This is a genomic window from Mycolicibacterium sp. XJ879 (genome assembly GCF_053483935.1).
In genome coordinates, this window is record NZ_JBEFTH010000020.1 from 18,973 (window position 1) to 40,964 (window position 21,992).

General features: G+C 66.3%; 23 protein-coding genes and 2 pseudogenes. 12 read left to right on the forward strand and 13 right to left on the reverse strand.

Annotated elements, in window-relative coordinates:
* Positions 1–4: 4 nt before the first annotated feature.
* Positions 5–1,198 carry a thiolase family protein gene (locus ABQF13_RS24800; RefSeq protein ID WP_448395459.1) on the reverse strand — a complete coding sequence of 398 codons (1,194 nt, stop codon included), beginning with the start codon at positions 1,196–1,198 and terminating at the stop codon, positions 5–7.
* Positions 1,199–1,267: 69 nt separating this feature from the next.
* Between ABQF13_RS24800 and ABQF13_RS24805 the strand changes: the two genes are divergently transcribed.
* Positions 1,268–1,699 carry a Zn-ribbon domain-containing OB-fold protein gene (locus ABQF13_RS24805; RefSeq protein ID WP_448395460.1) on the forward strand — a complete coding sequence of 144 codons (432 nt, stop codon included), beginning with the start codon at positions 1,268–1,270 and terminating at the stop codon, positions 1,697–1,699.
* On the opposite strand, the gene ABQF13_RS24810 is transcribed toward ABQF13_RS24805, so the two are convergent.
* From ABQF13_RS24810 to ABQF13_RS24820, 3 genes are read right to left on the reverse strand one after another with little or no spacing between them, the layout of a single operon-like run.
* The gene (locus ABQF13_RS24810) at positions 1,696–2,493 is read right to left on the reverse strand and encodes an SDR family NAD(P)-dependent oxidoreductase (RefSeq protein ID WP_448395461.1); all 798 of its coding nucleotides are present in this window, start codon (positions 2,491–2,493) and stop codon (positions 1,696–1,698) included. The two genes, ABQF13_RS24805 and ABQF13_RS24810, sit on opposite strands and share 4 nt — an antisense overlap.
* Positions 2,490–3,134, reverse strand: coding sequence for a TetR/AcrR family transcriptional regulator (locus ABQF13_RS24815; protein ID WP_448395490.1), 645 nt, complete (start codon positions 3,132–3,134; stop codon positions 2,490–2,492). Before ABQF13_RS24815 ends, ABQF13_RS24810 begins: the two co-directional genes overlap by 4 nt.
* On the reverse strand, positions 3,131–4,486 hold the full coding sequence (locus ABQF13_RS24820) for an aromatic ring-hydroxylating oxygenase subunit alpha (RefSeq protein WP_448395462.1): 1,356 nt from the start codon (positions 4,484–4,486) through the stop codon (positions 3,131–3,133). Before ABQF13_RS24820 ends, ABQF13_RS24815 begins: the two co-directional genes overlap by 4 nt.
* A 94-nt stretch (positions 4,487–4,580) precedes the next feature.
* Between ABQF13_RS24820 and ABQF13_RS24825 the strand changes: the two genes are divergently transcribed.
* The 4 genes from ABQF13_RS24825 (at position 4,581) to ABQF13_RS24840 (ending at position 10,052) form a co-directional block, all read left to right on the forward strand.
* The gene (locus tag ABQF13_RS24825) at positions 4,581–6,341 is read left to right on the forward strand and encodes an N-acyl-D-amino-acid deacylase family protein (RefSeq protein ID WP_448395463.1); all 1,761 of its coding nucleotides are present in this window, start codon (positions 4,581–4,583) and stop codon (positions 6,339–6,341) included.
* A gap of 100 nt (positions 6,342–6,441) precedes the next feature.
* Entirely contained in the window at positions 6,442–8,016 is a 1,575-nt protein-coding gene (locus ABQF13_RS24830; protein WP_448395464.1) for a PucR family transcriptional regulator, read from the forward strand.
* A 165-nt stretch (positions 8,017–8,181) separates the two neighbouring features.
* Positions 8,182–9,447 carry an NAD(P)/FAD-dependent oxidoreductase gene (locus tag ABQF13_RS24835; RefSeq protein ID WP_448395491.1) on the forward strand — a complete coding sequence of 422 codons (1,266 nt, stop codon included), beginning with the start codon at positions 8,182–8,184 and terminating at the stop codon, positions 9,445–9,447.
* Between the two features lie 119 nt (positions 9,448–9,566).
* The gene (locus tag ABQF13_RS24840; RefSeq protein WP_448395465.1) at positions 9,567–10,052 is read left to right on the forward strand and encodes a GreA/GreB family elongation factor; all 486 of its coding nucleotides are present in this window, start codon (positions 9,567–9,569) and stop codon (positions 10,050–10,052) included.
* A 13-nt stretch (positions 10,053–10,065) separates the two neighbouring features.
* Here ABQF13_RS24840 and ctaD read toward each other — a convergent pair whose 3' ends face one another.
* Positions 10,066–11,817, reverse strand: coding sequence for an aa3-type cytochrome oxidase subunit I (ctaD, locus tag ABQF13_RS24845; RefSeq protein WP_448395466.1), 1,752 nt, complete (start codon positions 11,815–11,817; stop codon positions 10,066–10,068).
* Between the two features lie 137 nt (positions 11,818–11,954).
* Between ctaD and ABQF13_RS24850 the strand changes: the two genes are divergently transcribed.
* Positions 11,955–12,536: a TetR/AcrR family transcriptional regulator gene (locus ABQF13_RS24850; RefSeq protein WP_448395467.1), complete on the forward strand. Its 582-nt coding sequence runs from the start codon at positions 11,955–11,957 to the stop codon at positions 12,534–12,536.
* Here the strand turns inward: ABQF13_RS24850 and ABQF13_RS24855 are convergent.
* Entirely contained in the window at positions 12,462–13,469 is a 1,008-nt protein-coding gene (locus ABQF13_RS24855; RefSeq protein ID WP_448395468.1) for an NAD-dependent epimerase/dehydratase family protein, read from the reverse strand. The two genes, ABQF13_RS24850 and ABQF13_RS24855, sit on opposite strands and share 75 nt — an antisense overlap.
* Before the next feature lie 55 nt (positions 13,470–13,524).
* A pseudogene (locus tag ABQF13_RS24860) lies at positions 13,525–14,052 on the reverse strand (LysR substrate-binding domain-containing protein); the annotation flags it as partial.
* Here ABQF13_RS24860 and ABQF13_RS24865 point away from each other — a divergent pair.
* Positions 14,051–14,185 (forward strand): annotated as a pseudogene (locus ABQF13_RS24865) (TauD/TfdA family dioxygenase); the annotation flags it as partial. The pseudogenes ABQF13_RS24860 and ABQF13_RS24865 sit on opposite strands and share 2 nt — an antisense overlap.
* A gap of 30 nt (positions 14,186–14,215) precedes the next feature.
* The gene (locus ABQF13_RS24870) at positions 14,216–14,812 is read left to right on the forward strand and encodes a carboxymuconolactone decarboxylase family protein (protein ID WP_448395469.1); all 597 of its coding nucleotides are present in this window, start codon (positions 14,216–14,218) and stop codon (positions 14,810–14,812) included.
* Here the strand turns inward: ABQF13_RS24870 and ABQF13_RS24875 are convergent.
* The 3 genes from ABQF13_RS24875 to ABQF13_RS24885 are packed head-to-tail and all read right to left on the reverse strand — an operon-like array spanning position 14,809 to position 18,723.
* A complete protein-coding gene (locus ABQF13_RS24875; RefSeq protein ID WP_448395470.1) occupies positions 14,809–15,747 on the reverse strand; it encodes a R2-like ligand-binding oxidase in 939 nt (312 codons plus the stop codon). The two genes, ABQF13_RS24870 and ABQF13_RS24875, sit on opposite strands and share 4 nt — an antisense overlap.
* Before the next feature lie 50 nt (positions 15,748–15,797).
* The gene (locus ABQF13_RS24880; protein ID WP_448395471.1) at positions 15,798–16,499 is read right to left on the reverse strand and encodes a TVP38/TMEM64 family protein; all 702 of its coding nucleotides are present in this window, start codon (positions 16,497–16,499) and stop codon (positions 15,798–15,800) included.
* 34 nt (positions 16,500–16,533) lie between these two features.
* Positions 16,534–18,723, reverse strand: a complete 2,190-nt coding sequence (locus ABQF13_RS24885) for a hypothetical protein (RefSeq protein WP_448395472.1) — start codon at positions 18,721–18,723, stop codon at positions 16,534–16,536.
* 142 nt (positions 18,724–18,865) lie between these two features.
* On the opposite strand from ABQF13_RS24885, the gene ABQF13_RS24890 reads away from it, so the two are divergent.
* A complete protein-coding gene (locus ABQF13_RS24890; protein WP_448395473.1) occupies positions 18,866–19,312 on the forward strand; it encodes an SRPBCC family protein in 447 nt (148 codons plus the stop codon).
* Entirely contained in the window at positions 19,296–19,847 is a 552-nt protein-coding gene (locus ABQF13_RS24895; RefSeq protein WP_448395474.1) for a TetR/AcrR family transcriptional regulator, read from the forward strand. The genes ABQF13_RS24890 and ABQF13_RS24895 overlap by 17 nt, the downstream gene beginning before the upstream one ends.
* Here ABQF13_RS24895 and ABQF13_RS24900 read toward each other — a convergent pair.
* Both ABQF13_RS24900 and ABQF13_RS24905 read right to left on the reverse strand, forming a co-directional pair.
* Entirely contained in the window at positions 19,834–20,355 is a 522-nt protein-coding gene (locus ABQF13_RS24900) for a YbaK/EbsC family protein (protein ID WP_448395475.1), read from the reverse strand. The genes ABQF13_RS24895 and ABQF13_RS24900 overlap by 14 nt on opposite strands.
* A gap of 3 nt (positions 20,356–20,358) precedes the next feature.
* Positions 20,359–20,553, reverse strand: a complete 195-nt coding sequence (locus ABQF13_RS24905) for a hypothetical protein (protein ID WP_448395476.1) — start codon at positions 20,551–20,553, stop codon at positions 20,359–20,361.
* A gap of 18 nt (positions 20,554–20,571) precedes the next feature.
* Between ABQF13_RS24905 and ABQF13_RS24910 the strand changes: the two genes are divergently transcribed.
* Together ABQF13_RS24910 and ABQF13_RS24915 are read left to right on the forward strand one after the other, a co-directional pair.
* Positions 20,572–20,931 carry a DUF488 domain-containing protein gene (locus ABQF13_RS24910; RefSeq protein WP_448395477.1) on the forward strand — a complete coding sequence of 120 codons (360 nt, stop codon included), beginning with the start codon at positions 20,572–20,574 and terminating at the stop codon, positions 20,929–20,931.
* Positions 20,932–21,063: 132 nt separating this feature from the next.
* Entirely contained in the window at positions 21,064–21,684 is a 621-nt protein-coding gene (locus ABQF13_RS24915; RefSeq protein WP_448395478.1) for a GNAT family N-acetyltransferase, read from the forward strand.
* 13 nt (positions 21,685–21,697) lie between these two features.
* Here ABQF13_RS24915 and ABQF13_RS24920 read toward each other — a convergent pair whose 3' ends face one another.
* Complete coding sequence (locus tag ABQF13_RS24920) at positions 21,698–21,967, reverse strand: mycobactin biosynthesis acyl carrier protein MbtL (protein WP_448395479.1); 270 nt, start codon at positions 21,965–21,967, stop codon at positions 21,698–21,700.
* Between the last annotated feature and the right edge of the window lie 25 nt (positions 21,968–21,992).

Genomic DNA, 21,992 nt, shown 5'->3' on the forward strand with positions numbered 1-21,992 from the left:
GCGCTCAACAAGTCAGCAGCATGCAACCGGCGATCGGCCCGCCCCCTGCCGCGGCGACCGCCACCTCGGGCCGTCGGGGCAGCTGGCGTTCACCGGCTTGACCGCGCAGCTGCAGGCATGCTTCGTGTACCAGCCAGTAGCCGTGCATCCGCCCTGCAGACAGCTGGCCGCCGTACGTATTCAGCGGCAGCTCACCGTCGAGCGCGATGCGGGCCGCCCCCTGCACGAACGGACCGCCTTCGCCGTCGGCGCAGAACCCCAGCGCCTCCAGCCACGCGAGCGTGAGAAACGTGAAACCGTCGTAGAGTTCGGCCACGTCGACATCTGCCGGTGTGAGCTCCGTGCGCGACCACATCTCGGCGGCCGCGTCCACCGAGGCCATCTTCGGGAAGTCGTCGCGATGAAACCAGCCACCCAGACCGTACGAGCCGCCGATAGCTTCCACTGCGACAGCGGGATTCGGGCAGTCGCGCGCGTAATCGGCAGGTGAGACCACCACCGCGATCGACCCGTCGACCGGCACGTCACAGTCGAACAATCCGAACGGTGTCGAGACGGGACGGGCCGCCAGATAATCGTCCATCATCATCGGCTCGCGGTAGGCCGCGCGGGGGTTGAGCGCGGCGTTGCGCCTGCTGTTGACCGCCAACCAGCCCAGCTGTTCTTTGGTTGTCCCGTAGAGCTCCATGTGTCGCCGACAGTGCATCGCCAACCAGTTGGCCGCCGAGTAGGCGTGTGCGGCCAACAGCTCGTCGATATCCTCGAAAGGTTTGAGCTGCCTGCGTGTTCCGGGCGTGCGCGGCGCTGCGGGCGGGTTGGCCAGCGGGTTGGGTGCTGATGACGGCGGTGACTGGGTCATCGTGCCGCCCAGCATCTGAACCGTGCGATATACGAGGACATGGCGGGCCCGCTTCTCGGACACCGCGAGGCAGGCTGACATCACCGGGGTCAGCAGACCGCCGGTGTCGAACCCGGACGTGTAGTTGGGTACATCGACTCCGAGCGCGGTGTTCACGTCGGCCAGCGCCACATCGCCGAGCGAAGCGATGCCGTCGATATCATTCGTGGTCAGGCCCGCATCCTCGACGGCCCCCCGGGCGGCTTCCAGGGTCAGATCCAGCCCAGGTATTCCGGTGCGCCGGCCGACCCGTGAGATGCCCAGACCGCTGATGATCGCGTTCTTCTCGAAGTGGCTCATCGGGTGACCATCCGTTTCATCCGGCTCCATTTTTGTAACGACCGCTGTCCGGAATGTACTTTGCTTGTCATGCCCGACGACGCCACCCCCGCCGTTCCCGCGCGCATTCTGCCCGTGCTGACCGAACACAATCGGGCCTTCTGGACCGGCGGAGCCGACGGCCAACTGCTCATCGCCCGGTGCACCGGATGCGCGATGTGGGTGCACCCTCCGGCATCGGATTGCCCCGAGTGCGGCGGACCGCTCGTCGCGCAACCGGTGTCAGGTCAGGCGACCGTGTTCAGCTACACCGTCAACCAGCAACCGTTCAACCCCGCAGTGCCGGTGCCGTACGTGGTGGCGATCGTCGAACTCGTCGAACAGGCCGATCTGCGCATCGCGACCAATATCGTCGACTGCGACCCGGATTCGGTGCGCATCGGCTTACCTGTCGAGGTGCGCTTCGAACGCCACGACGTCGACGACGACGCCGTCTTCGTTCCGGTGTTCGCGCCCCGCTAGTTCTCTGCCAGGCCCATCAGCTCGGTGACGTGGTGATCGCGTCCGGCCGTGTAGCCGCCGTCCACCGCGATCGTCTGCCCGCTGACGAAACTCGCGTCCGGGGACAACAGAAACGCCGCAACGGCGGCGACTTCCTCGGCGCGGCCGAACCGGCGTAGCTTGTGCTCGTGGCGCAACGCCTCGCGCGGTGTCTCCATCCCGGGCATGCCGAGGACCGCGTCGAACATCGGCGTCTCGATGAAGCCCGGGCAGATCGCGTTGACCCGAATTCCGCTCGGGCCGTAGTCGATCGCTGCGTTCTTGGTGAGCAGGTTGACGCCGCCCTTTGAGGCGTTGTAAGCGCTGCCTCCTGCGGTGCCCTCCAGGCCCTCGATACTTGCCAGGGTGACGACGGCACCGCGCTCGCCTCCGATCCGGCTCTGCTGCATCATCTGGCTCAGGGCGGCGCGAAGCACGACGAATGTGCCCTTGAGGTTGACGTCGACCACCCGGTCCCACTCTTCGTCGGGCAGCAGGTGAATCGGGCCGCCGCCGGCAACGCCGGCGCAGTGCACCACGCCGTCGAGTCGGCCCACCGCGGTGACGACGGCCGCCACCGCCGCGGCGACCGCGTCGGCGTCGAGCACGTCGGTTCGGCGGTAGGTCAACCTATCAGCACCGGAGTGCGCTGTGTCGGGCACTGAATCGATGCCCACCACGGTGGCCTGCTCGGCGAGCAGTCGCTCGACAGTGGCTTTTCCGATGCCCGATGCCGCACCGGTGACGAGTACGCCCTTGGCGTCGAACCTGGTCATCCATCTCCTTTTCGCAACGGCGCCAGCAGTGCATCGAGACCGTACTCGAACACCGCGTCATAGTCGGTGGGTGACCGAAGTGCGGCCACGAGTTCGCGGTCGGGCCAATCGTCACCCCATAGCGTCGGATCTTCTTCCTCGTGCTTGGCACCGCGCACAGCGGTGAATTGCATTACCGCCGAGGAGATGACGTGCACCTGCACGGCGCGAAGGAACAACGCGGCGTCGGTGCCGGTCACGCCGAGCTCGGCCAACTCGACGGCAAGGGTCTGCTGGATCGGCAGGAACAACAGCGGGGTACGGTCGCGTTCGTGGGCGACCGCGAGCAGATGCTGCCGCTCGATCAGGGCGCGCCGCTGTGCGCGCGCCAGCGACGCGATGCGGTCAACGGGTGTGGCGCCTTCGACGGGCAGCTGTGCCATCTGGCGAAGCAAACGGCCAACGAGGCTGTCCAGCAGCTTGTCTCGTCCTCCGACGTGCCAGTAGATCGAGGTGACGGCCACCCCGAGCTCCTCGGCCAGGCGGCGCATCGTCAACCCGTCGACGCCGTCGAGTTCGATGAGACGCGCCGCGGTCTCCAGAATCGCCTCGGCGCTGACGTTGTCCTGGCCGCGTCCGCCGTCGGCCTTACCGCCGGTCAGGGCGCCTCACCCCCGGTGATGCGATCCGGTTCTGGAAGGTCCAGATAACGTTCGAGGTTGCGGTGCATGTTGATCACGCGCCGCTCCTCGTTGGACAGGGTCAGGTGGGTGAACCCGGGCTGGTGCAGACCGCGCTGAATTCCGGGCAGCACGGTGATGTCCTGGGTCAGCACCACCCCGGGATGGGCTTCGTCGGCCGTCATCCGGACGTCGGCGGGTTTCAGCCGAGGTGAGCCCGGTGGCATCCGCGTCCACAGCATCATCACCAGCTCACCGTGGTCCGGGTCGGCGCCCGGAAGTGAAGACATGATCGTCAGGTGGTCGGCGTTGGTCAGCAGCGTCATGTTCGGAAAGACGTTGTACTGGTGCAGCTGCATCAGCTGATCGGTGCTCGCCCAACCCAATTCGACGCCGCGCTGCGCGGCGAACGCCCGAGTACGCTCGGCGATCACCTCGGCCACCGACTCGCCGGGCAACGGGCGGCCGTCGGGCAGCGGAGTGCCCTCCTCGACACCCATCAACGCGCCCTGTGTGTAGACGTAGGCATCCCACACTTCACGGCTCGAAAGGGTTTCTTTGATGTGTGGGCTCTGCACGCCGTACAGCTGCTCGGACTTGCCCGTGTGGCCCCAGATCACCTGGGGGGCATGGACGTCGTCCATGCACGAGCGAAGCTCTGGGTGCAGTGTCTGGATGTGGTACGTCTCGCTGTACCCGTCGGCGATGGTCTTCCAGTTCGCATCCACTTCGATGGTCATCGTTGCGTAGCAACGGAAGTCGCTCAGCGTATTCCACACGATGTCTGACGGTACTTGTTCCAGGTATTCGAGGAGAGGCATCGCGTCGACGTCGAGGTTGACGAAGACGATGCGCTCCCAGACGTCGACGGCGGCGGCGTGCAAGGGCAGTTCCGACATCCGCAGCGCGCCGAAACCTTTGCGGTTCGGTACCCGTTTGAGCGCCCCGGACAGCTCCCATGTCCAGCCGTGGTAGCCGCATTTCAATTCGCTGAGCCCCGAACCCGTTCCGGCGCACAGCGTGTTGCCGCGATGGCGGCACACGTTTTGAAATGCGCGAAGCTCGCCGTCGTCGCCGCGCACGATCAGCACCGAGTACGGTCCGCACCGGTATTCGAAGTAGTCGCCGGGTTCGGCCACGTGGTCGACGGAACAGGCCACCTGCCACACCTTCGGCCACAACCGCTGGGCTTCGCGCGCTGCGAACGCCGCCGAGTAGTACCGCTCGGCCGGTACCAGGGTGGGGCGCCGCGGCGGCGCGCCGATCGCATCGTCGCCCCGGTTACGGGGTGCGGGACCGGCGCGATCTGGAGTGCGCTCGGTCTGGGTCGTCATGGAAGCGTCCTGCCTGTCTGAAGTCTACGACATCGGCCTGTAACGGTGTTACATTGCCACTGTAGCGGCCGGTAGGGCACCCGAGGAGTGAATCGTGTTCGATCTCAAAATCACTGGCGGAACGGTCGTCGACGGAACCGGTGCGGACCGATTCCAGGCCGACATCGGCGTCCAGGACGGCAAGATCGTCGAAGTGCGCCGCCGTGGCCCGCACGACCCGCCGCTGGAAGGTGTCGCGCGCGAAACGCTCGATGCGACCGGAAACATCGTCGCGCCCGGCTTTGTCGACATCCACACCCATTACGACGGTCAGGTCAGCTGGGACGATCTGCTCGAACCCTCCAGCAATCACGGCGTGACGACGGTCGTCATGGGTAACTGCGGTGTCGGTTTCGCCCCGGTGCGGCCCGGCCGCGAGGAATGGCTTATCGAGCTGATGGAGGGCGTCGAAGACATTCCGGGTGCCGCGCTGTCCGAAGGCATCAGCTGGGGCTGGGAGAGCTATGCCGAGTACCTCGACGTGATCGGTGAACGCGAACTGGCGGTGGACGTCGGCAGCCAGATCGCCCACGGAACCGTCCGCGCGTATGCGATGGGGGAGCGCGGTGCGCGCAATGAGCCCGCCACTCCGGAGGACATCGCGACGATGAGTCGGCTCGTGCAGGAGGCGGCAGAGGCAGGCGCGCTGGGCTTCTCGTCGTCACGCACGCTCGCGCACCGCGCGATGGACGGCGAACCCGTGCCGGGCACCTTCGCCGCCGAAGACGAACTGTTCGCGCTCGGACGTGCGATGGCCGCGGGCGGTGCGTCGGTGTTCGAGCTCGCCCCGCAGGGCGCGGCGGGCGAGGACATCGTCGCGCCCAGAAAGGAGCTCGACTGGATGCGCCGGCTGGGCGCCGAAATCGACTGCGCCCTGAGCTTCGCGCTGATCCAGGTCGACGCCGACCCCAACCTGTGGCGCGAACAGCTCGAGATCAGCGCTGCCGCCCACGACGCGGGCAGCCGGCTGTACCCGCAGATCGCGGCGCGTCCGTTCGGGATGCTGCTGGGCTTTCCCGGCCATCATGCGTTCACCCACCGGCCGACCTATCGGCGGCTGAAGGCCGAATGCAGCCGCGAAGGGCTCGCCGCCCGGCTCGCCGATCCCGCCGTCAAGGCGGCGATCCTGGCCGAGGACGATCTGCCCGCTGACCCGAACGTGCTATTCGACGGGATGTTCGCGTTCGCGCAGCATTCGGCGGACCGGCTCTACGCCCTCGGCGAGCCGCCCGACTACGAACCCACCCCCGATCGCACGGTCACCGCCATCGCCCGCGAACGCGGTGCGGACCCACTGGCGACCATGTACGATCTGATGCTCGAATCCGACGCGGCCGCAATGCTTTTGCTGCCGCTGTACAACTACGCCGACGGTAATCACGACGCGATCCGCGAGATGCTCACCCATCCCGCAGGCGTTCTGGGACTGTCGGACGGCGGCGCGCACTGCAGCATGATCTGCGACGCGTCCTATCCCACGTTCCTGTTGACGCACTGGGCCCGCGACCGCCACCGCGGCAAACAACTGCCGCTGGAATATCTGATCCGCAAACAGGCCCACGACACCGCACAGCTGTTCGGGCTCTCGGACCGGGGCACGATCGCCGTCGGCAAGAAGGCCGACATCAACGTGATCGACATGAACACGTTGACGCTGCATGCCCCTCGGATGGCCTACGACCTGCCCGCAGGCGGCAACCGTCTGGTGCAGGGCGCGTCCGGCTACCGCGCGACGATCGTCAACGGTGCGGTGACGAGGCGCGACGGCGTCGACACCGGTGCCCGACCCGGCCGGTTGGTGCGCGGCGCGCGCTGAGCGTTCTCGGTGCGGCTACGGCCCAACGGACAGTAGGCTCTACGTCACCGACAGGCGAACTCGCCGAGCCGACGTGACCGGCTGGGCCTAAGGAGAACGTGTGGTCACGCTAGACCGGCTGGTCAACGTGCTGGGCAGCTACGGGGTTCGCTTGCGCTTCTGCCCGGTGCCGCGGTCCACAGAACTGGGCAGTGTCGTGATGCACGAGGTGGCCGGCGGCCGCACCGTCATCGGTGACGTGCTGCTGGCCATCGGCGCCCGGTCCGTGAAAGAAGCTGTGCGGTGGGCTGTTTCGGCTCGAGCGGTGGTCGTCCTGCTGCGCAGCGGCGATGACGAGGCCACGTTCTCCGGAATGGCCGAAGGTGTCGCGGTGATGGTGGTCGACCCGAGCGTGTCGTGGAGCGAGCTGGCGGCGGTGGTCTACGGCCTGGTGCTGGAGGGCCGAGAAACCGAATCCGGGCGCGGCCCAACAGATTTGTTCGCACTTGCCGACAGCCTTGCAGACGCCACCGGCGGCGCGGTGGTCATCGAGGACCAGCTGTTGCGGGTGTTGGCCTACTCCAGAGATCAGCAGAACGCCGACCCCGCGCGCACAGCCACGATCATGGACCGCCAAGCACCGGACCGGCTGAAGGAATTCTTCAGGACCCGCGGGGTTTATCCGCATCTAGCGGCCTCCGACGAACCGTTGTACATCGGTGCGCATCCCGAGCACGGTGTGACCGGCCGCATGGTGGTGGCAGTGCGCTCCGGGCGCGAACTTCTCGGTTCAGTCTGGGTCGCGTGCCCCGCGCCGCTGAAAGGTCAGGCGCGCGCGGCGCTGGTCGACGGCGCCCGCACGGTGGCCCTGCATCTGCTGCGGTCGCGCGCCAGTGCAGACCTCGAACGGCAGGTGGAGTCTGAATTGGTGATACGGCTGCTCGAGGGCAGCGCGGACACCACATCATCGGTCAGCAGGTTGGGCTTCTCATCCGGTCCGTTGCGCGTCATCGCGATTCAGGCGGTCAACGGCGCAGAACGAGATGCCGCGCTGCTGTTGGCATTCGACCGCGCCACCACCGGGTTCGGTTGGTCGCGCCCTGGCCGCAGCGCATTGGCGGGTAACACCGTCTACACCATCCTGCCCGGCGAGGACGCCGACGCCGCCCGGCGATGGGTCGCCGGTCTGCGCGCGGCGCTGCCCGACCCGGTCACGTTGTCGGCAGGGATCAGCAAGCCCGCGTACCTCACCGAGTTGCCCGCGGCGCGCCAAGAAGCCGACGAGTGCCTGGCGCTACACCAGACCTGCTCGGTCGACACTGCGCCGCCGGCCTACGACGAATCGTGGGACGAGATCCTGCTGCAGCGGCTTCGCACGGCGGCTCTGGCCGGGCGTTCACCCGACCGCGGCCCTGTGGCCGAACTGCGCAGGCACGACGAGGCGCACGCCACCGGCTACGTGGCGACGTTGCGCGCCTGGTTGGAAGCCCTCGGCGATCCTGCTGAGGCGGGCCGTCGGCTCGGGGTGCACGAGAACACCGTGCGGTACCGACTGCGCAAGATGGGTGAGGTCACCGATCTGCAACTCGACGACGCCGGCAAACGGCTGGCGATGATGATCGAACTTGCGGCCACCGAGGCCCATCGGCTCGATGAGCACACCAGCGGCGGACCCGAACCGCGCGGCAACGGGTAAAGACGGTTCCGACCACGCTTTTGCCGTGCGAAGCAAACTCACCGCCGACGTTGTTGGATCGCCACAACCTGGCAGCGCAGCGTTGTTGATTCCGGGCAATGGCCTGGTCGCGGATGGCGGCCATGATGGAGGGTACGAGCAGATTTTTCAGCTGTGGAGGTATTGATGGGCGGCGGCGACCGGTTAGACGGCGGGCCCCGATCGGCGATCGTCGTCGGTGCGGGCATCGTCGGGCTGTCGACCGCGTGGTTCCTCCAGGAGCGCGGGGTCGAGGTCACGGTCGTGGACCGCAGCGGTGTCGCTGCGGGCTCCTCTTGGGGCAACGCGGGATGGGTTTCTCCCGCGTTGACGCTGCCGCTGAACTCGCCCGGGGTGCTGCGGTACGGATTGCGGTCGTTGCTGGACAAGACTGCCCCGCTGCACATTCCATTCACCGCCGACCGCACGCTCGTGGCGTTCCTGATGCAGTTCGCGAAAAGCTGTCGTAAATCGACCTGGCGGCGCGCGGTACGGGCGAACGTCCCGCTGAACGAGGAAGCCATCGAAGCGTTCGACGTGCTGGTGGCCAACGGGGTCGACGCGCCGGTGACCGATGCGCCGCTCACCGCGGTGTTCCGCAGCACCCGCGCCGCCGAGCACATGCTTGCCGAAATGCGTGAGCTCGAAAAGGCTGGACAGGAACTGCACGTCACCGGGCTGTCGGGGGAGGCGCTGCGCGAGCAGGTACCGCTGGTATCCCCGGTGGTCACCGCGGGGCTGAGCATCAACCATCAGCGTTTCGTCGATCCCGGCCGCTTCGTCCACGCCCTGGGGCGCGCCGTCGTTGAGCGGGGCGCGTCGATCGTGACGAACGATGTTGTTGACGTTGACAGTTTGACGGCCGGAGTGAAGGTGTCCTCGGCAGGCGGCGACGTGCTCACCGCGGACGCGGCGGTGATCGCCACGGGCGCTTGGCTGTCACATCTGGTGGGTGCCCAGCTGCGGGTGCCCGTGCAGGCCGGCCGTGGTTACTCGTTCACCGTGCCTGTCGACCGTCCGGTGGTCGGCCCGATTTACCTGCCGGATGCACGGGTGGCATGTACGCCTTATCAAGGCGCGCTGCGGGTCTCGGGCACCATGGAGTTCCGCGATCCCGATGACGGGGTGGTCGACGAACGCGTCGATGCGATCGTTGCGTCGGCGAGTCCTCTGCTCGACGGTGTGCGATGGGCCGAGCGCCGTGCTGTCTGGGTGGGACCGCGGCCGGTAACGCCCGACGGCCGACCGCTCATCGGTGAAGTGTCGCGTGGCGTGTATGTCGCAGGTGGCCATGGGATGTGGGGGTTGGCACACGGGCCGATCACCGGCCGGTTGCTCTCCGAACACATCACCACCGGTAAACAACCCGAAGTCCTGCGGGAGTTCGATCCGCTGCGCCGAACCGGCAGGTAGCCGGCGCAGCCAGCGACCTTCGCCCGCCACGGGCGGTCGCGTCGTCACGGACGGCGGTAGGCGCTCACTCCGATCTGACGACATCCATCTCTTCTCACACCACGGTTGAAAGGACGAAAATGACATCTTCCCAAACGTTTTGGATCACCCCGAAGGCGCACGAGCGGCTCCAGGAAGAACTGGCCACCTTGCAGCAACTCACCGATGAGGTCGCCGACGACGAGGAAGGCAGCGACGAGAACACCGCCGCGATCCAGCGCGCCCGTCGGGCCCGGATTCAGCAGATCCACGATCTGCTGGTCAACGCCGTCGTCGGCGAGGACCCGCCCAATGACGGGATCGCCGAACCGGGGATGGTCGTGACGGTGCGTTTCGACGACGACGACGACGCCGAGACGTTCCTGCTTGGTGTGCGCGGCGCCGAGTACGCCGAAATCGAGGTCTATTCGGTGCAATCGCCGTTGGGCTCGGCGATTGTCGGTGCCCGCCCGGGTGAACAGCGCACCTACACCTTGCCCAGCGGGGACACGGCCACCGTGACCTTGCTCAAGGCGGTCCCGTACGGGATGCACGCCGCAGAGGACTTGAAGGCCGACGCGACGTAGCCGTCCGAGACGGTCAGCTGCTGCGGTCGGCTTCGGGGCGCGCGTTGGCGCCCTTCGGTGAATCCTCGGTGTCGGTATGTCTGCCGACGTGGGATTCGGCGCGCATTCGGGCGACCATGTGCGGGTAGTGCAGCTCGAAGGCGGGTCGCTCGGAGCGGATGCGCGGCAGTTCGGTGAAGTTGTGCCGCGGCGGCGGACAGGACGTCGCCCACTCCAGCGAGTTGCCGTAACCCCACGGATCGTCGACAAGAACCGGCTCACCGTAACGCCAGCTCTTGAACACGTTCCAGGTGAACGGCAGCACCGATATGCCCAGGATGAACGCGCCGATCGACGACACGACGTTGAGCGTGTGGAAGCCGTCGGTGGGCAGGTAGTCGGCGTAGCGCCGCGGCATGCCCTCGTCGCCGAGCCAGTGCTGCACCAGGAACGTGGTGTGGAAGCCGATGAACGTCAGCCAGAAGTGCAGCTTGCCCAGCCGCTCGTCGAGCATTCGCCCGGTCATCTTCGGGAACCAGAAGTAGATGCCGGCATAGGTGGCGAACACGATGGTGCCGAACAGCACGTAATGGAAGTGCGCGACCACGAAATACGAGTCGTGAACGTGGAAGTCCAGCGGCGGGCTGGCCAAGATCACGCCCGTGACGCCGCCGAGTACGAAGGTCAGCAGGAAGCCGATGGAGAACAGCATCGGTGTTTCAAAGGTCAACTGGCCTCGCCACATCGTGCCGATCCAGTTCACGAACTTGATGCCTGTCGGCACCGCGATCAAATATGTGGTGAACGCGAAGAACGGCAGCAGCACGGCGCCGGTGGCGAACATGTGGTGCGCCCACACCACCATGGACAACGCCGCGATACCGATCGTCGCGTAGACGAACGTGGTGTAGGCGAAGACCGGTTTGCGGGCGAAGACGGGCACGATTTCGGTGACGATGCCGAAGAACGGTAGCGCCACGATGTAGACCTCTGGGTGCCCGAAATACCAGAACAAGTGCTGCCACAGCAGCACACCGCCACTCGCGGGGTCGTAGACGTGCGCACCGAGGTGGCGGTCGTAGGCCAGCGCGAACAGCGCAGCCGTCAGGATCGGGAACACCAGCAGCACCAGGATCGACGTGACCATGATGTTCCAGGTGAAGATGGGCATCCGGAACATCGTCATCCCCGGTGCACGCATGCACACGACGGTGGTGATCATGTTGACGGCGCCCAGGATGGTGCCGAGGCCGGCCACCCCGAGGCCGAAGATCCACAGGTCACCGCCCGCGCCAGGGGAGTGGATGGCGCTGCTCAACGGCACGTAGCCGGTCCAACCGAAGTCCGCGGCCCCGCCCGGGGTGATGAACCCCGAAAGGGTGATCAAACCGCCGAACAGGAACAGCCAGAACGAGAAGGCGTTGAGCCGCGGGAAGGCCACATCGGGGGCGCCGATCTGCAGCGGCAGCACCAGGTTGGCGAAGCCGAACACGACAGGGGTCGCATAGAACAGCAGCATCACCGTGCCGTGCATGGTGAACAGCTGGTTGTACTGCTCGTTGGACAAGAACTGCAGGCCGGTGGCCGTGAGTTCGGCCCGCATCAGCAACGCCATCAGCCCGCCGATGAAGAAGAAGGCAAAGCACGTGACCACATACATGATGCCGATCAGCTTGTGGTCGGTCGTCGTGATCAGGTTGTAGATCAGGTTGCCTCTGGGGCCCATCCGCTCAGGAAACGGCCGGCGGGCCTTCAGTTCGCCAACTGGGGGCGCTTCGGCGGTCAAAGGACCTCCTTCAACGAAAATGTGCGAGGAGTCGCTCTTGCCATGCTAGTGAGTACCCGACAGGGCCAACAGCCTATTAGCGAAATGTCGGGGCGCGCGTCGGCTTGGCTCTGCGCTGGTGGGGTTCAATTGCGGACGTGGCCGGTGCCAGATCAGCGGGACGTCCGCGCGACGCGTCGATCGAGCAGCGGGTCTTCACCGTCACCCGCGAATTGCTGGTGGAAATCGGCTGGGACGACCTCAGCCTGCGACAGATCGCCGCACGTAGCGGGGTCAGCCGATCGAGTCTGAATCGCCGCTGGTCGTCGAAGGCGGAGTTGGTGCTGCACGCGATACTGGGCGCGACACCGGATCTGGCGCCCTTCGCCGGTACCGACCGGCGCGGCTGGGTCGACTGGGTGGTGCGCGGTAGCCGTGAGCTGTTTTCCCGTCCCGAGGTGCGGGCTGCGGTGCCGGGCCTGTTGCTCGCGATGTCGCAGAACGACGATTTGCGCAGGCAGTTGTGGGAGACGTTCAGCGGACCGGCTGTCGCCCTCTTCGCCGACGGTCAGGACGACGAACGCGATGCTCGTGCGGTGATGGCGATGGCCGCCGGGGCGGCTCTCTTTCTCACCATCGTCGGCGTCGAGGACGACACCGACGAGTTACACGCCCGCATCTCCGGCATCCTCACCGACGCGGTGTCGGGAGAACGACGCGACGATGGCCTCAACGGGTGAACGCCAGGTCAAGCCGAAGTCGCGGATCGTGGTCGAGTCGTCTGTCGGGGTCGCTGCGGTCAGTAGCAGCGCAGCCTCGTAGCTCAGACCGTCACCCATGGGAACGATCATCGACATCGCCTCGGCGATCCTGCTGCCCGAACGAAACATTCCAGGGCTCAATGGGATTCGGGTGAATCGCCGGCCGGAGCCCCGCTCGAGTGCGGAGATCATGTCGTTGAACGCGACGAGGGTGCCGCCGCACACGTAGCGGCGAGGTCCCCGACCCGGCGTCATGATCGCTGCGTGCACGTCGGCGACGTCGCGAACGTCGATCATCTGCATGCCGCCGCGCAACCTGGGCGCGATACCGAACCGCGCGATCGGTGCCCAACCGCGTTCGGTGACGCCGGGCGCGGTGTGGAACGCCGGGCCGACCACGCTCGAGGGGTAGGTGACGACGACGGGTGCGCCCTGGTCCTGGAGTCGTCGGGCGACGCGGTCGGCATAGCCCTTGGTCTGCGCGTAGTCGCTGCGTCCCGCGCTCGTCGGGGTGTCCGGGCCGATGACGCCGTCGGGCGGCGGGAACAGCGCGCTGTAACTGCTGATCGACACCACTGGGTCGAGGCCGGCGTCGACGGCGCGGGTCAGCACCGCTTCGGTGGCGTAGGCGTTGATCTCCCACATCAGTGCGCTGCGACGGCTGTCGGTGCCGACCACGCCGGCGCCGTGCAGTACTGCATCGCAGCCGTCGAGCAACGCGTCTATGGTTGGCCGGTCCCGAACGTCACCGGCCAACAGTTCGATGTCGCCCACGTCGGCGAACCGCTGCAACACAGGTGCGCCTTCGTCATGGGGGGCGACGAGTAGACGCACTCGGTGCCCGTCGGCGAGAAGCGCGCGTACGCAGTGCGCGCCGACGTATCCGGTACCGCCGGTGACGCAGATAAACATCGTGCAATATTACGGTACCGTTGGCATCGGAATTGTGTCGGCCTCGCTGCGAGGGCTATGTGCGTGCGGTGTTCTCGATGATGATCTCGCAGGCCGCCTTGTAGAACGCGCTGATCAGCGTGGAGAAGGACAGTTCGAACGGGTAAATCATGTGCACGTCCAGCGGTTGCGGCGTCCACTCCGGTAGGACGGGCACGACGGTGCCGTCGCGCAGTTCGTCGGTGCAGATGATCTGGGTCGGCATGGCGCCGATACCTAAACCCTCGAGGATGTATTGCTTGCACACCTGAAAGTTGTTGGCGCGCGCTCGCACTGGCGGGGTGAGTTCGTGTCGACGCTTGTTCTTGGTTACGGCGAGTTTGCGTTGCCCGCAGAAGCCGAAGTCGATGAACGGTAGTTCGTTGAGGTGAGCGGGTTCGGAGATCTGTGTGCGGACTTCTCGAACGAATTCCGCTGAGGCACAGAGGAACAACTCGAGGCTGAACACCTTACGCGCGATCAGCGTCGAATCTTGCAGTGGTCCGGTACCGAACACCACGTCGAACCCGTCTCGGACCGGATCGACGTTGCTGTCCACCAACCGGCACCAATGGCAACTTGGCGATCTGCTCATCTGGGACAACACCGGAACCATGCACCGGGCGCTTCCGTATGCCGAGGACAGCGGACGGCTGATGCATCGCACTATCCTGGCGCGCGAAGAGCCGCTTCTCTGACACGGCGCGGCCCGCACACCGAAGGGCGACATGACCGAAAACGCTGACGCACCGCTGCTGACCCCGCTGACCGCCGACGCGTGGGGCAAGGACGAATACGAGGCCGTCGGGGCACTGACCGGCGTTTCAGGCGACCAGATACCGCGGGCCGGATCGGGGCATCCCAGGGACCCGCTGAACTTCGACATCCTCGGATTGCTGGCCCAGCACCCCAAGTTGGCGCAGAAGTTCCTGAGCTACAACGGCTTTCTGCTGATGCATGGTGAACTTCCGGTGCGCCTGCGGGAACTGGCGATACTGCGCCTCGCCCACGCACGGCGCTCCGCTTTTGTGTGGGGCGAACACATCCGCATCGCCGTCGCAGGCGGCATCGCCGAAGAGGACATCGCCCGGCTGGCCCGCGGCAACGACGACTTCGACGGCCTGGACCGGCTGGTGCTGGAGGCCACCGACCAGATGCTGGCCGACGCGCACATCCACCCAGCAACGTGGCAGCGCCTGGTCGACGAGATCGGCACGCATCAGGCGATGGAGCTCATCTTCATCTTCGGCACGTACGCGATGTTGGCGACGGCGTGCGATACCTGGCGGCTCGCACCGCCGCCGGGCAGTCCGGCGTTGCCTTAGCCGGACGTCACCAAGGATGCTCGATCCTCGTCGGCGAACGTATCTTCGAGCTGAAGCGGCGAATAGTCGACGTCGATATCGGCCAGCGGCCGGCCTCGTGCACTGTCGATCGTTCCGAGTCGGCGCATACCTTTGTCGGCGGCGTAGGTCTGGAACTCGGCCATCGTGAGACCGAAGGGGATGTCGTCGTAGAGCGCGAATGCATCTTCGGTATTGGCTAGCGCCAGCGGAATGAGCTCGTTCATCCGCGTCTCGAACACCGTCCAGTTGGCGTCGTCAGCGGCGACGTGGCGCCGACAGGTGAACGTGCCCCATGCCATGTGGCGGCGCTCGTCATCGCCGATGCGCCGCACCAGCTCCTGCATGCCGGGAAGGATACCTCGGTCCATGCAAATCCGGTGCCACGCATAGTATCCCGTCAACGCCATCATGCCCTCGATGACATGGTTGTACGTCGCCGACGCCCGAACCTGCGCGGCCGGTGAGGGGTCGGTGGCCAGGGCGTCCAGCGATCGCGGCAGCTCCTCGTAGAACATCTGACGATAGGACGGCAGTTCATCGAGGTAGTGCTGCAGGTCGCCGGTCATCCCGACCGCGTCGAGCCACATGCGGAACACCTGCGTGTGTTTGGCCTCCTCGAACGCGAACTGCGTCAAATACATCTCGTCGCCGAGGCGACCTTCGGCCCGCATCGCCGCCATGAACGGCTGGATGTCCTGGGTGACGGCTTCCTCGCCGGCGATGAACTGGGCGCACAACCGCGTCGCCCAATCACGTTCCAGTTCGGACAACCCTTCCCAGTCTTCTCGGTCGCGGGAGAAGTCGATGTCGGCGGGATCCCAGAACTTGGCGTTACCGCCGGCGAACAATTTCAGCGGCAGACTGTCCCAGTTCAGCCCGCCTGAAACGAGTGAGTGTGAATAGTTACGTGTCATGGGCCTGACCTCCGCGGCCCATCCTAATGTGAGTCAGCTCACAATCAAGCTCAGCTGGGCCTGTTCGCCCCAGACCGCGCCCGCCAGGTCCGGAAGCCGCGGTGCGTGGCGAAGGCGCCGACGACAGCCATCACGCACCAGACCGCGACCGCGGCATAGACCAATGGCGACGACAAGTCCCCGATCGACGCACCCAGCGCCGTGTAGACGAACGCACGCGGCGCCGACCCGATGAACGCGCCGACGGCCATCTGCCACAACGGAACTCCGAAGGCGCCGAACGCATAGGACGCCAACGCGTCGGAGACACCGGGGACGAATCGCTGGCCGACCACCGCCCACAGCCCGCCCCGTAGGATCAGCCGGTCGAGGCGCTCGGCGTGCTGCGCGCCGAGCAGGGCCCGCGCGCTATCCCTGCCTGCCCGACGTCCGATCAGGCTGGCGATGGTGGCGGTACCGACCGTCGCGCCGAGCGTGACGAAAACCCCCAGCACGGGTCCGAACAGCAAGCCGCTGCCCGCCGCCAGTATCGGGCCGGGCACGAACACCGCGCCGAGCACCGCGGAGGCGACCACGTACGCGAGCGGAGCGATAGGGCCGGTGGCCGCGACCGCGTTTCGCACGGCTTCGACGTCGATGACCCGGGCGACCGCGACCAGGTAGAACAGCCCCAACAGGAACGCCGCGACCGCGACCAGGCGCAGGACGTGGCGACGACGCGAGGTGGGCGGTGGGTCTTCGATGTCGGTCATGTCGGATGCGATTGTTCCGCACCCGGCTTCACGGTCAGGGCTGCGGGTAGGGCGCCCAGCGCCTGTCGTAGCCGGCCTTGCGTAAGGCGAGTTGCTCCGCGCGCTGCTCTTCGGTGATGAAGTCCTCCGGCGGCAGATAATCGCGCAACTCCTCATGGGACATCACCTGCTGATCAAGGATGCGCGGCGGGTTGTCGTCAGGGTTCGGGCCGAGGTCCTGGAACCGGATCGAGATCGCGCCCTGGTGCAGCCCTCCGGTCGAAATCCAATTGGTCGCACCGGGATCGGTCGGGGAGATGACCACCGTGTAGGTGCCGTCCCCGTTGGCGACGGCCTGCTCGTTGTTGAGGCTGGTTTGTTGGTTCCAGTAGTCGTCGGTGATGGTCCAGATGTTGTAGGTCGGGACGATGAAGTAGCCGGCGCTGCCGGGATCGATGGTGAGCATTAGTACTTCGTCGTCGGCGAGCTGGAAGTGTCCGGTGCTCTGTAGCTGGTTGGCGAGAAACTCGGCGTTGGAGGACGGTTGCGCAAGCACGTTGGCCTCGCGCGGCTGTCCGGTCTCCGGATCGGTGCTCGCCAGCGCCATGTACTTGGCCTGCTCGTTGACCCCGCGCACCAGCAGGATCACCGCGGTGAACGCCCCGCGCAGCACCGGCGGCATATACGGCAGGGGCGGCACCAGCGACACCAACGTCGTCAGGAAGCGGTTGGTGCTGACCTGCGGACCGAGGAACACGAAGCCGCCGATCTGGGCGAACAGGCTGTTGGGCGGGCCGGCGACGCGTTCGATCGATAGGCTCATCGGCGTCTCTTCGTTCCAGTTGCCCAACGTGTCCCGCGCGGCGATGAGCGTGGAACCGGACGTCAGCTGCAGATGGTTTTTGCGCCCGTTGGCCGGTTCGGTGCTGACCGTGATGACGAAGGTGCCGTCGTCATTGATCTCCAGATCGTCGGCACTCAGGATCGTCGAGGTCGTACCCGCCAGACCTTCCAGCACGCTGAACGTGGTGTCGGCCGGCCGGCCGTCTTCGGTGAGATCGTGAAACCGGCCGGTGATCACATACTCCGATGAGGCGCTGACCGCCATGAACCGGTAGATCGTGTCGGGGTTGTCATAGAGGATCCGAGACCCGCCCGCGCTCTGCCCGTACCAGATGTGGGGCGGGGCGACCTGGGTGACCACCGTCGGGGTCAGCGGGTTCAGTAGTTGCTGCTGATAGGCCGCGGCCATCGCGTATTCGTTGACCGCCCTGTTGAGCGACGCCAGGCTGCCCTGGTCGAGCCCGCCGGGATACTGCCGGTGCGCGGCGAACAAAAAGCCCACCCGCAGCACGACTTTCATCAGCGCGACCGGTAGCGAGTTGGCGGTCTGCCGGGCAATCCGTTCGGCGGCCAGCTGCTGGGGTGTGCCCAGCGGGCTGACGGTGGTTTCGGCGGCGGTTTGTGACGTCGTCACGGTCGAGGCGGCAGGGCTGAGCGTCGGCGTGCTCGTGGTGCCGATCTCGCGTCGCGCCCATGCCAGCATCGCCCACAGCGCGACCGGCTGCTGCGGTGCCGGCGCACCATCGGCTGCGTGTGCGCCAAAACCCAACGCGGACAGGACGGATGAGACGACGCCGTCGATGTGCGTGACGACCGGTGCGTCGGCGGTTTCCTGCTCGGGTGTGTCGGCGACAACGGTCGCGACGGTTTCAGTCGCGACGGTTTCTGTCGGCGTCGGGTCGGGCTGGGGATCGGGCTGCGTGGTCACCTGCGACACGGTTACCGCCGGCGGTTCCTCTTCGTCGATCGGTTCGGCGGTGCCGGTCGGCACCTCTACGATCGGTGTGGCCGGGTGATCGCTGCCGGAGTCCGACGTGGGCTCGTCGTCGTCTTCCTCGTCGTCCTCAACGTCAACGTCCTCAACGTCCTCAACGTCGTCGTCCTCCACGGACACATCGTCCTCAACGTCGTCGTCCTCCACGGACACATCGTCCTCAACGTCGTCGTCCTCCACGGACACGTCGTCCTCAACGTCAACATCGTCCTCAACCGAACCGTCGTCGTCGGAAACTGCGGCGGATTCCGACACCGAAGCGCTCGTGCTGTCGGCGGTGTCGGCCGTGCCGTTCTCGGCGAGCGCGATGCCGGGGCTGTGGGCGATGGCGGCGCCGACACCCAGCGCGACAGCCAGTGCGCCGACCCTGCCGATGAATCGCCCGTATGCGTTCGCGGTCGTGGTCAACGAAGGCATCCTTTCGTCAATCCTGCGGCGAGGGCCGATGGAATGACGGTATGGCTGCCCGACCGGTTCTGCACGCACTTTCGCCGGTTCTGTTTGCTACGGGGCCTTTCGTCGATCCGACGATGGATGTACCATCTGGTACATGATTACTGAATGTGCCGTCGAGATCGAGGCGCCCGCCAATGTGGTGTGGGATGTGTTCAGCGACGTCGAACGCTGGCCGGAGTGGACGTCCTCGGTCACCCGGCTCACCGCTCTGGACGGCTCGGAGCTGGCTATCGGAAAGCGCTACGAGCTCAAGCAGCCCCGGATGCCCAAGTTGATATGGGTGGTGACCGAGATATCGCCGGGCACGGGCTGGAGCTGGGAGCAGCGCTCCCCAGGAGGGTTGACCGTGGCGCGCCACGAGATTGCGCCGGTAACCGACCGTCGCACCCGGGTGCGCCAGCAGGTCGACCAGCGGGGCCCTGTCGGCGTCGCGGTCGCTGTGCTGATGCACCGGATGACCAAGCGCTATCTGGATCTCGAGGCCGCGGGCCTGAAGACCCGAAGCGAACAGCTCTACCGCCTCGATGGCGCGGCCTCCTGACGTCGGGCGGCGCAGGGAGCTGCTCGACGCGTTGGTCACCGAGTTTGCGAAGGCCGGCATCGGCGACCGTTCGCTTCGGGAGATCGCCGCGGCCGTCGGCACCAGCCACCGCATGCTGCTGCACCACTTCGGGTCCCGTGATGAGCTGCTGCTGTCGATTGTCGAGGAGGTCGAGCGCCGGCAGATGGCGCTGCTGAGCGAGCTGCCGCCCGAGCCGGATAAAGCGATCGCCGCCATGTGGGCGAACCTGCGGCGCCCCGAACTACGCCCGTTCGAACGGCTTTTCTTTGAGTGCTACGCGCGCGGCGCACAGGGCGAGCAGCCGTTCGCCAGGATGCTGCCGGGCGCCATCGACGCGTGGTTGGCCTGTGCTGTCAGTACCGGTAGCGCGCCGGATCCCGCGTTGACGCGCCTCGGCCTGGCGGTAACCCGTGGGTTGTTGCTCGACCTCGTGGCCACCGAAGACCTCGCCGGTGTCGATGCCGCGGCCAACGCATTCGCCGACCTCGTCGGCATGCGGTCTACTCGGGCTTGACAATCGCCAACACTTCGCTATTCGGCAGACCGGCCAACACATCGGTGGTCCCAAGGAGCTTCGAGGCCCGCATACCGCTGCCGATGATCACCCGGCCCTGCCGGATCACGTTGTCGTCGATGAGGATCGGCCACTCCGGTGGGAGGCCGATCGGGGTGATGCCGCCGTACTCCATACCGGTCAGCGACACCGCGGTATCCATCGACGCGAACGAGATCTTTCGCGCGCCAAGGTGTTTGCGGACCACACCGTTGATGTCGGCGCGGGTGGTGGCCAGCACCAGACACGCGGCGTACCACGTGCGCTCGGCGCGGCGAGCCTCGACCACGACGCAGTTCGCCGACTCGTCCAGGCCCACCCCGTAGTGCTCGCAGAATGCGGCGGTGTCGGCAAACTTCGGGTCGATCGCGCTGACCCACAGGCCGTCGCGCAGCTGGCGGCGTACCGGTGCCGCGACAAGCTCCACCGCATCGACGGCGGGCACGAAGGTGAGCTGGCCGACCTGCACGCCTCACTCCTCGCTGCTGCGCCGGTCACCGATGAAATCCAGCAGGCGGGGATCGTCGGAGGTGAACCGGTCTACCTCCTCGCCGCCGTCGCAGCGCAACAACGCCACGATCACGGCGCCGCCGCGCCGAGACAGCACTTCCCACACCGCGCCGGCATCCTCCCAACGCTGAAGTTCTGCGACCCGATCGATGTCCATCGTCCTACCATCCCACGCATGAGTCGACGCTCAGGCATCAAGCTCGCCCGGGTGTATGACGACCCCGCTTCCGACGAGGGCGCGCGGGTGCTCGTCGACCGGTTGTGGCCGCGCGGTATGCGCAAGGACGATCCCAGGGTCGGCCGCTGGCTTCCGGACGTGGCACCGTCCGCCGAGTTGCGACGCTGGTACTCGCACAAGCGTGAGCGGTTCGACGAGTTCGCCACCCGCTACGCCGAGGAACTCGAATCCGATGCAGGGTCAGCCGCCTTGTCCGAGGTGCGTGACCTGATGCGCGACGGCCCCGTCGTGCTGGTGACAGCGTCTCGCGATATGGATATCAGCCAGGCGGCGGTATTGCGGAAGCTGCTGTCCTAAGGTGGATGTCGTGCATGCGGCGCCGACGTCGGGTCGTACAACGCCACCGGGGCGTTGCCGCTCGCACCCGCCCGGTGCGCGCCTCAATGGAGGTAAAGCTTGCCTAACTTGGTGGGGTAGGGTCGGAGGCCGATGACCGACATTGAAGAGGCGCCGACCCCGGTGCTGCCGCGCGAGCTGAAAGACATCTGCGAAGAGGTGCGTCAGGTGGCGGCGCCGGCTATTCCCATCGTCGGCGAGCCGTACGCCGCGCGCCTCGTCGACCCCGACACCGACGCGGAGTTGATTTCGGAGTGGATGAACCGCCCGCATCTGGTCGAGGCGTGGGAGTACGCGTGGCCGCCGGCGCGTTGGCACCGCTATCTGACCGCTCAACTCGACGGCCAGTACTCGCGCCCGTTGCTGGGCTTCTTCCGCGGTAAGCCGTTCGGCTATATCGAGCTCTACCGGGCGGCAAAGGATTCCATCGCCACCCGGTACGCCGCCGACCCGCATGACATCGGTCTGCACGCAGCCATCGCCGATGCCAGGTTCGTCAACCGGGGGATCGGGCCGATCGTACTGCCGCGCATCGTCGCCAGCATCTTCGAGCTGGAGCCACAGTGCCAGCGCATCATGTTCGACCCGGACCACCGCAACAGCGGGGCCCGGCGCCTGTGCGAGTACGCCGGATGCGAGTTTCTCGGCGAGCACGATATGCCCAACCGGCGCATGGCGCTCTATGCGCTGCCGCGCAATTCCGACGTCGCCTAACCCTCGCTGATGTTCACGAGTTCATCTGTGCGGCAGGCTCTTTTGCGAGGATTGCGGCTTCGAGATCGCCGACCGTGTTGCAGCTGAGCAGATCTTCTTCTTCCAGCGTCACCCCGAGACGATCTTCGATCGCCACCATCCCGACCGCGAACGCGACCGAGTCGAGACCGACGTCGTCGATCAGCCGGGATTCCCGGGTCACCCGGCTGATGTCGACGTTCATGTCGTCGCGCAAGATCTCTGTGAGCGCGGCATTCACTGCTTCTGGAGTAGACGGCTTCACGGCGAGTGACGGTACACCGTCGAAG

What these genes read in the sequence shown, in the direction of transcription:
- ABQF13_RS24820 (WP_448395462.1), bottom strand. Translation starts at nt 4,486, where the DNA reads ATGACGACCCAGACCGAGCGCACTCCAGATCGCGCCGGTCCCGCACCC.
- ABQF13_RS24810 (WP_448395461.1), bottom strand. Translation starts at nt 2,493, where the DNA reads ATGACCAGGTTCGACGCCAAGGGCGTACTCGTCACCGGTGCGGCATCG.
- ABQF13_RS24915 (WP_448395478.1), top strand. Translation starts at nt 21,064, where the DNA reads ATGACCGACATTGAAGAGGCGCCGACCCCGGTGCTGCCGCGCGAGCTG.
- ABQF13_RS24835 (WP_448395491.1), top strand. Translation starts at nt 8,182, where the DNA reads ATGGGCGGCGGCGACCGGTTAGACGGCGGGCCCCGATCGGCGATCGTC.
- ABQF13_RS24910 (WP_448395477.1), top strand. Translation starts at nt 20,572, where the DNA reads ATGAGTCGACGCTCAGGCATCAAGCTCGCCCGGGTGTATGACGACCCC.
- ABQF13_RS24870 (WP_448395469.1), top strand. Translation starts at nt 14,216, where the DNA reads ATGACCGAAAACGCTGACGCACCGCTGCTGACCCCGCTGACCGCCGAC.
- ABQF13_RS24895 (WP_448395474.1), top strand. Translation starts at nt 19,296, where the DNA reads ATGGCGCGGCCTCCTGACGTCGGGCGGCGCAGGGAGCTGCTCGACGCG.
- ABQF13_RS24880 (WP_448395471.1), bottom strand. Translation starts at nt 16,499, where the DNA reads ATGACCGACATCGAAGACCCACCGCCCACCTCGCGTCGTCGCCACGTC.
- ABQF13_RS24800 (WP_448395459.1), bottom strand. Translation starts at nt 1,198, where the DNA reads ATGAGCCACTTCGAGAAGAACGCGATCATCAGCGGTCTGGGCATCTCA.
- ABQF13_RS24840 (WP_448395465.1), top strand. Translation starts at nt 9,567, where the DNA reads ATGACATCTTCCCAAACGTTTTGGATCACCCCGAAGGCGCACGAGCGG.
- ABQF13_RS24855 (WP_448395468.1), bottom strand. Translation starts at nt 13,469, where the DNA reads ATGTTTATCTGCGTCACCGGCGGTACCGGATACGTCGGCGCGCACTGC.
- ABQF13_RS24875 (WP_448395470.1), bottom strand. Translation starts at nt 15,747, where the DNA reads ATGACACGTAACTATTCACACTCACTCGTTTCAGGCGGGCTGAACTGG.
- ABQF13_RS24890 (WP_448395473.1), top strand. Translation starts at nt 18,866, where the DNA reads ATGATTACTGAATGTGCCGTCGAGATCGAGGCGCCCGCCAATGTGGTG.
- ABQF13_RS24805 (WP_448395460.1), top strand. Translation starts at nt 1,268, where the DNA reads ATGCCCGACGACGCCACCCCCGCCGTTCCCGCGCGCATTCTGCCCGTG.
- ABQF13_RS24905 (WP_448395476.1), bottom strand. Translation starts at nt 20,553, where the DNA reads ATGGACATCGATCGGGTCGCAGAACTTCAGCGTTGGGAGGATGCCGGC.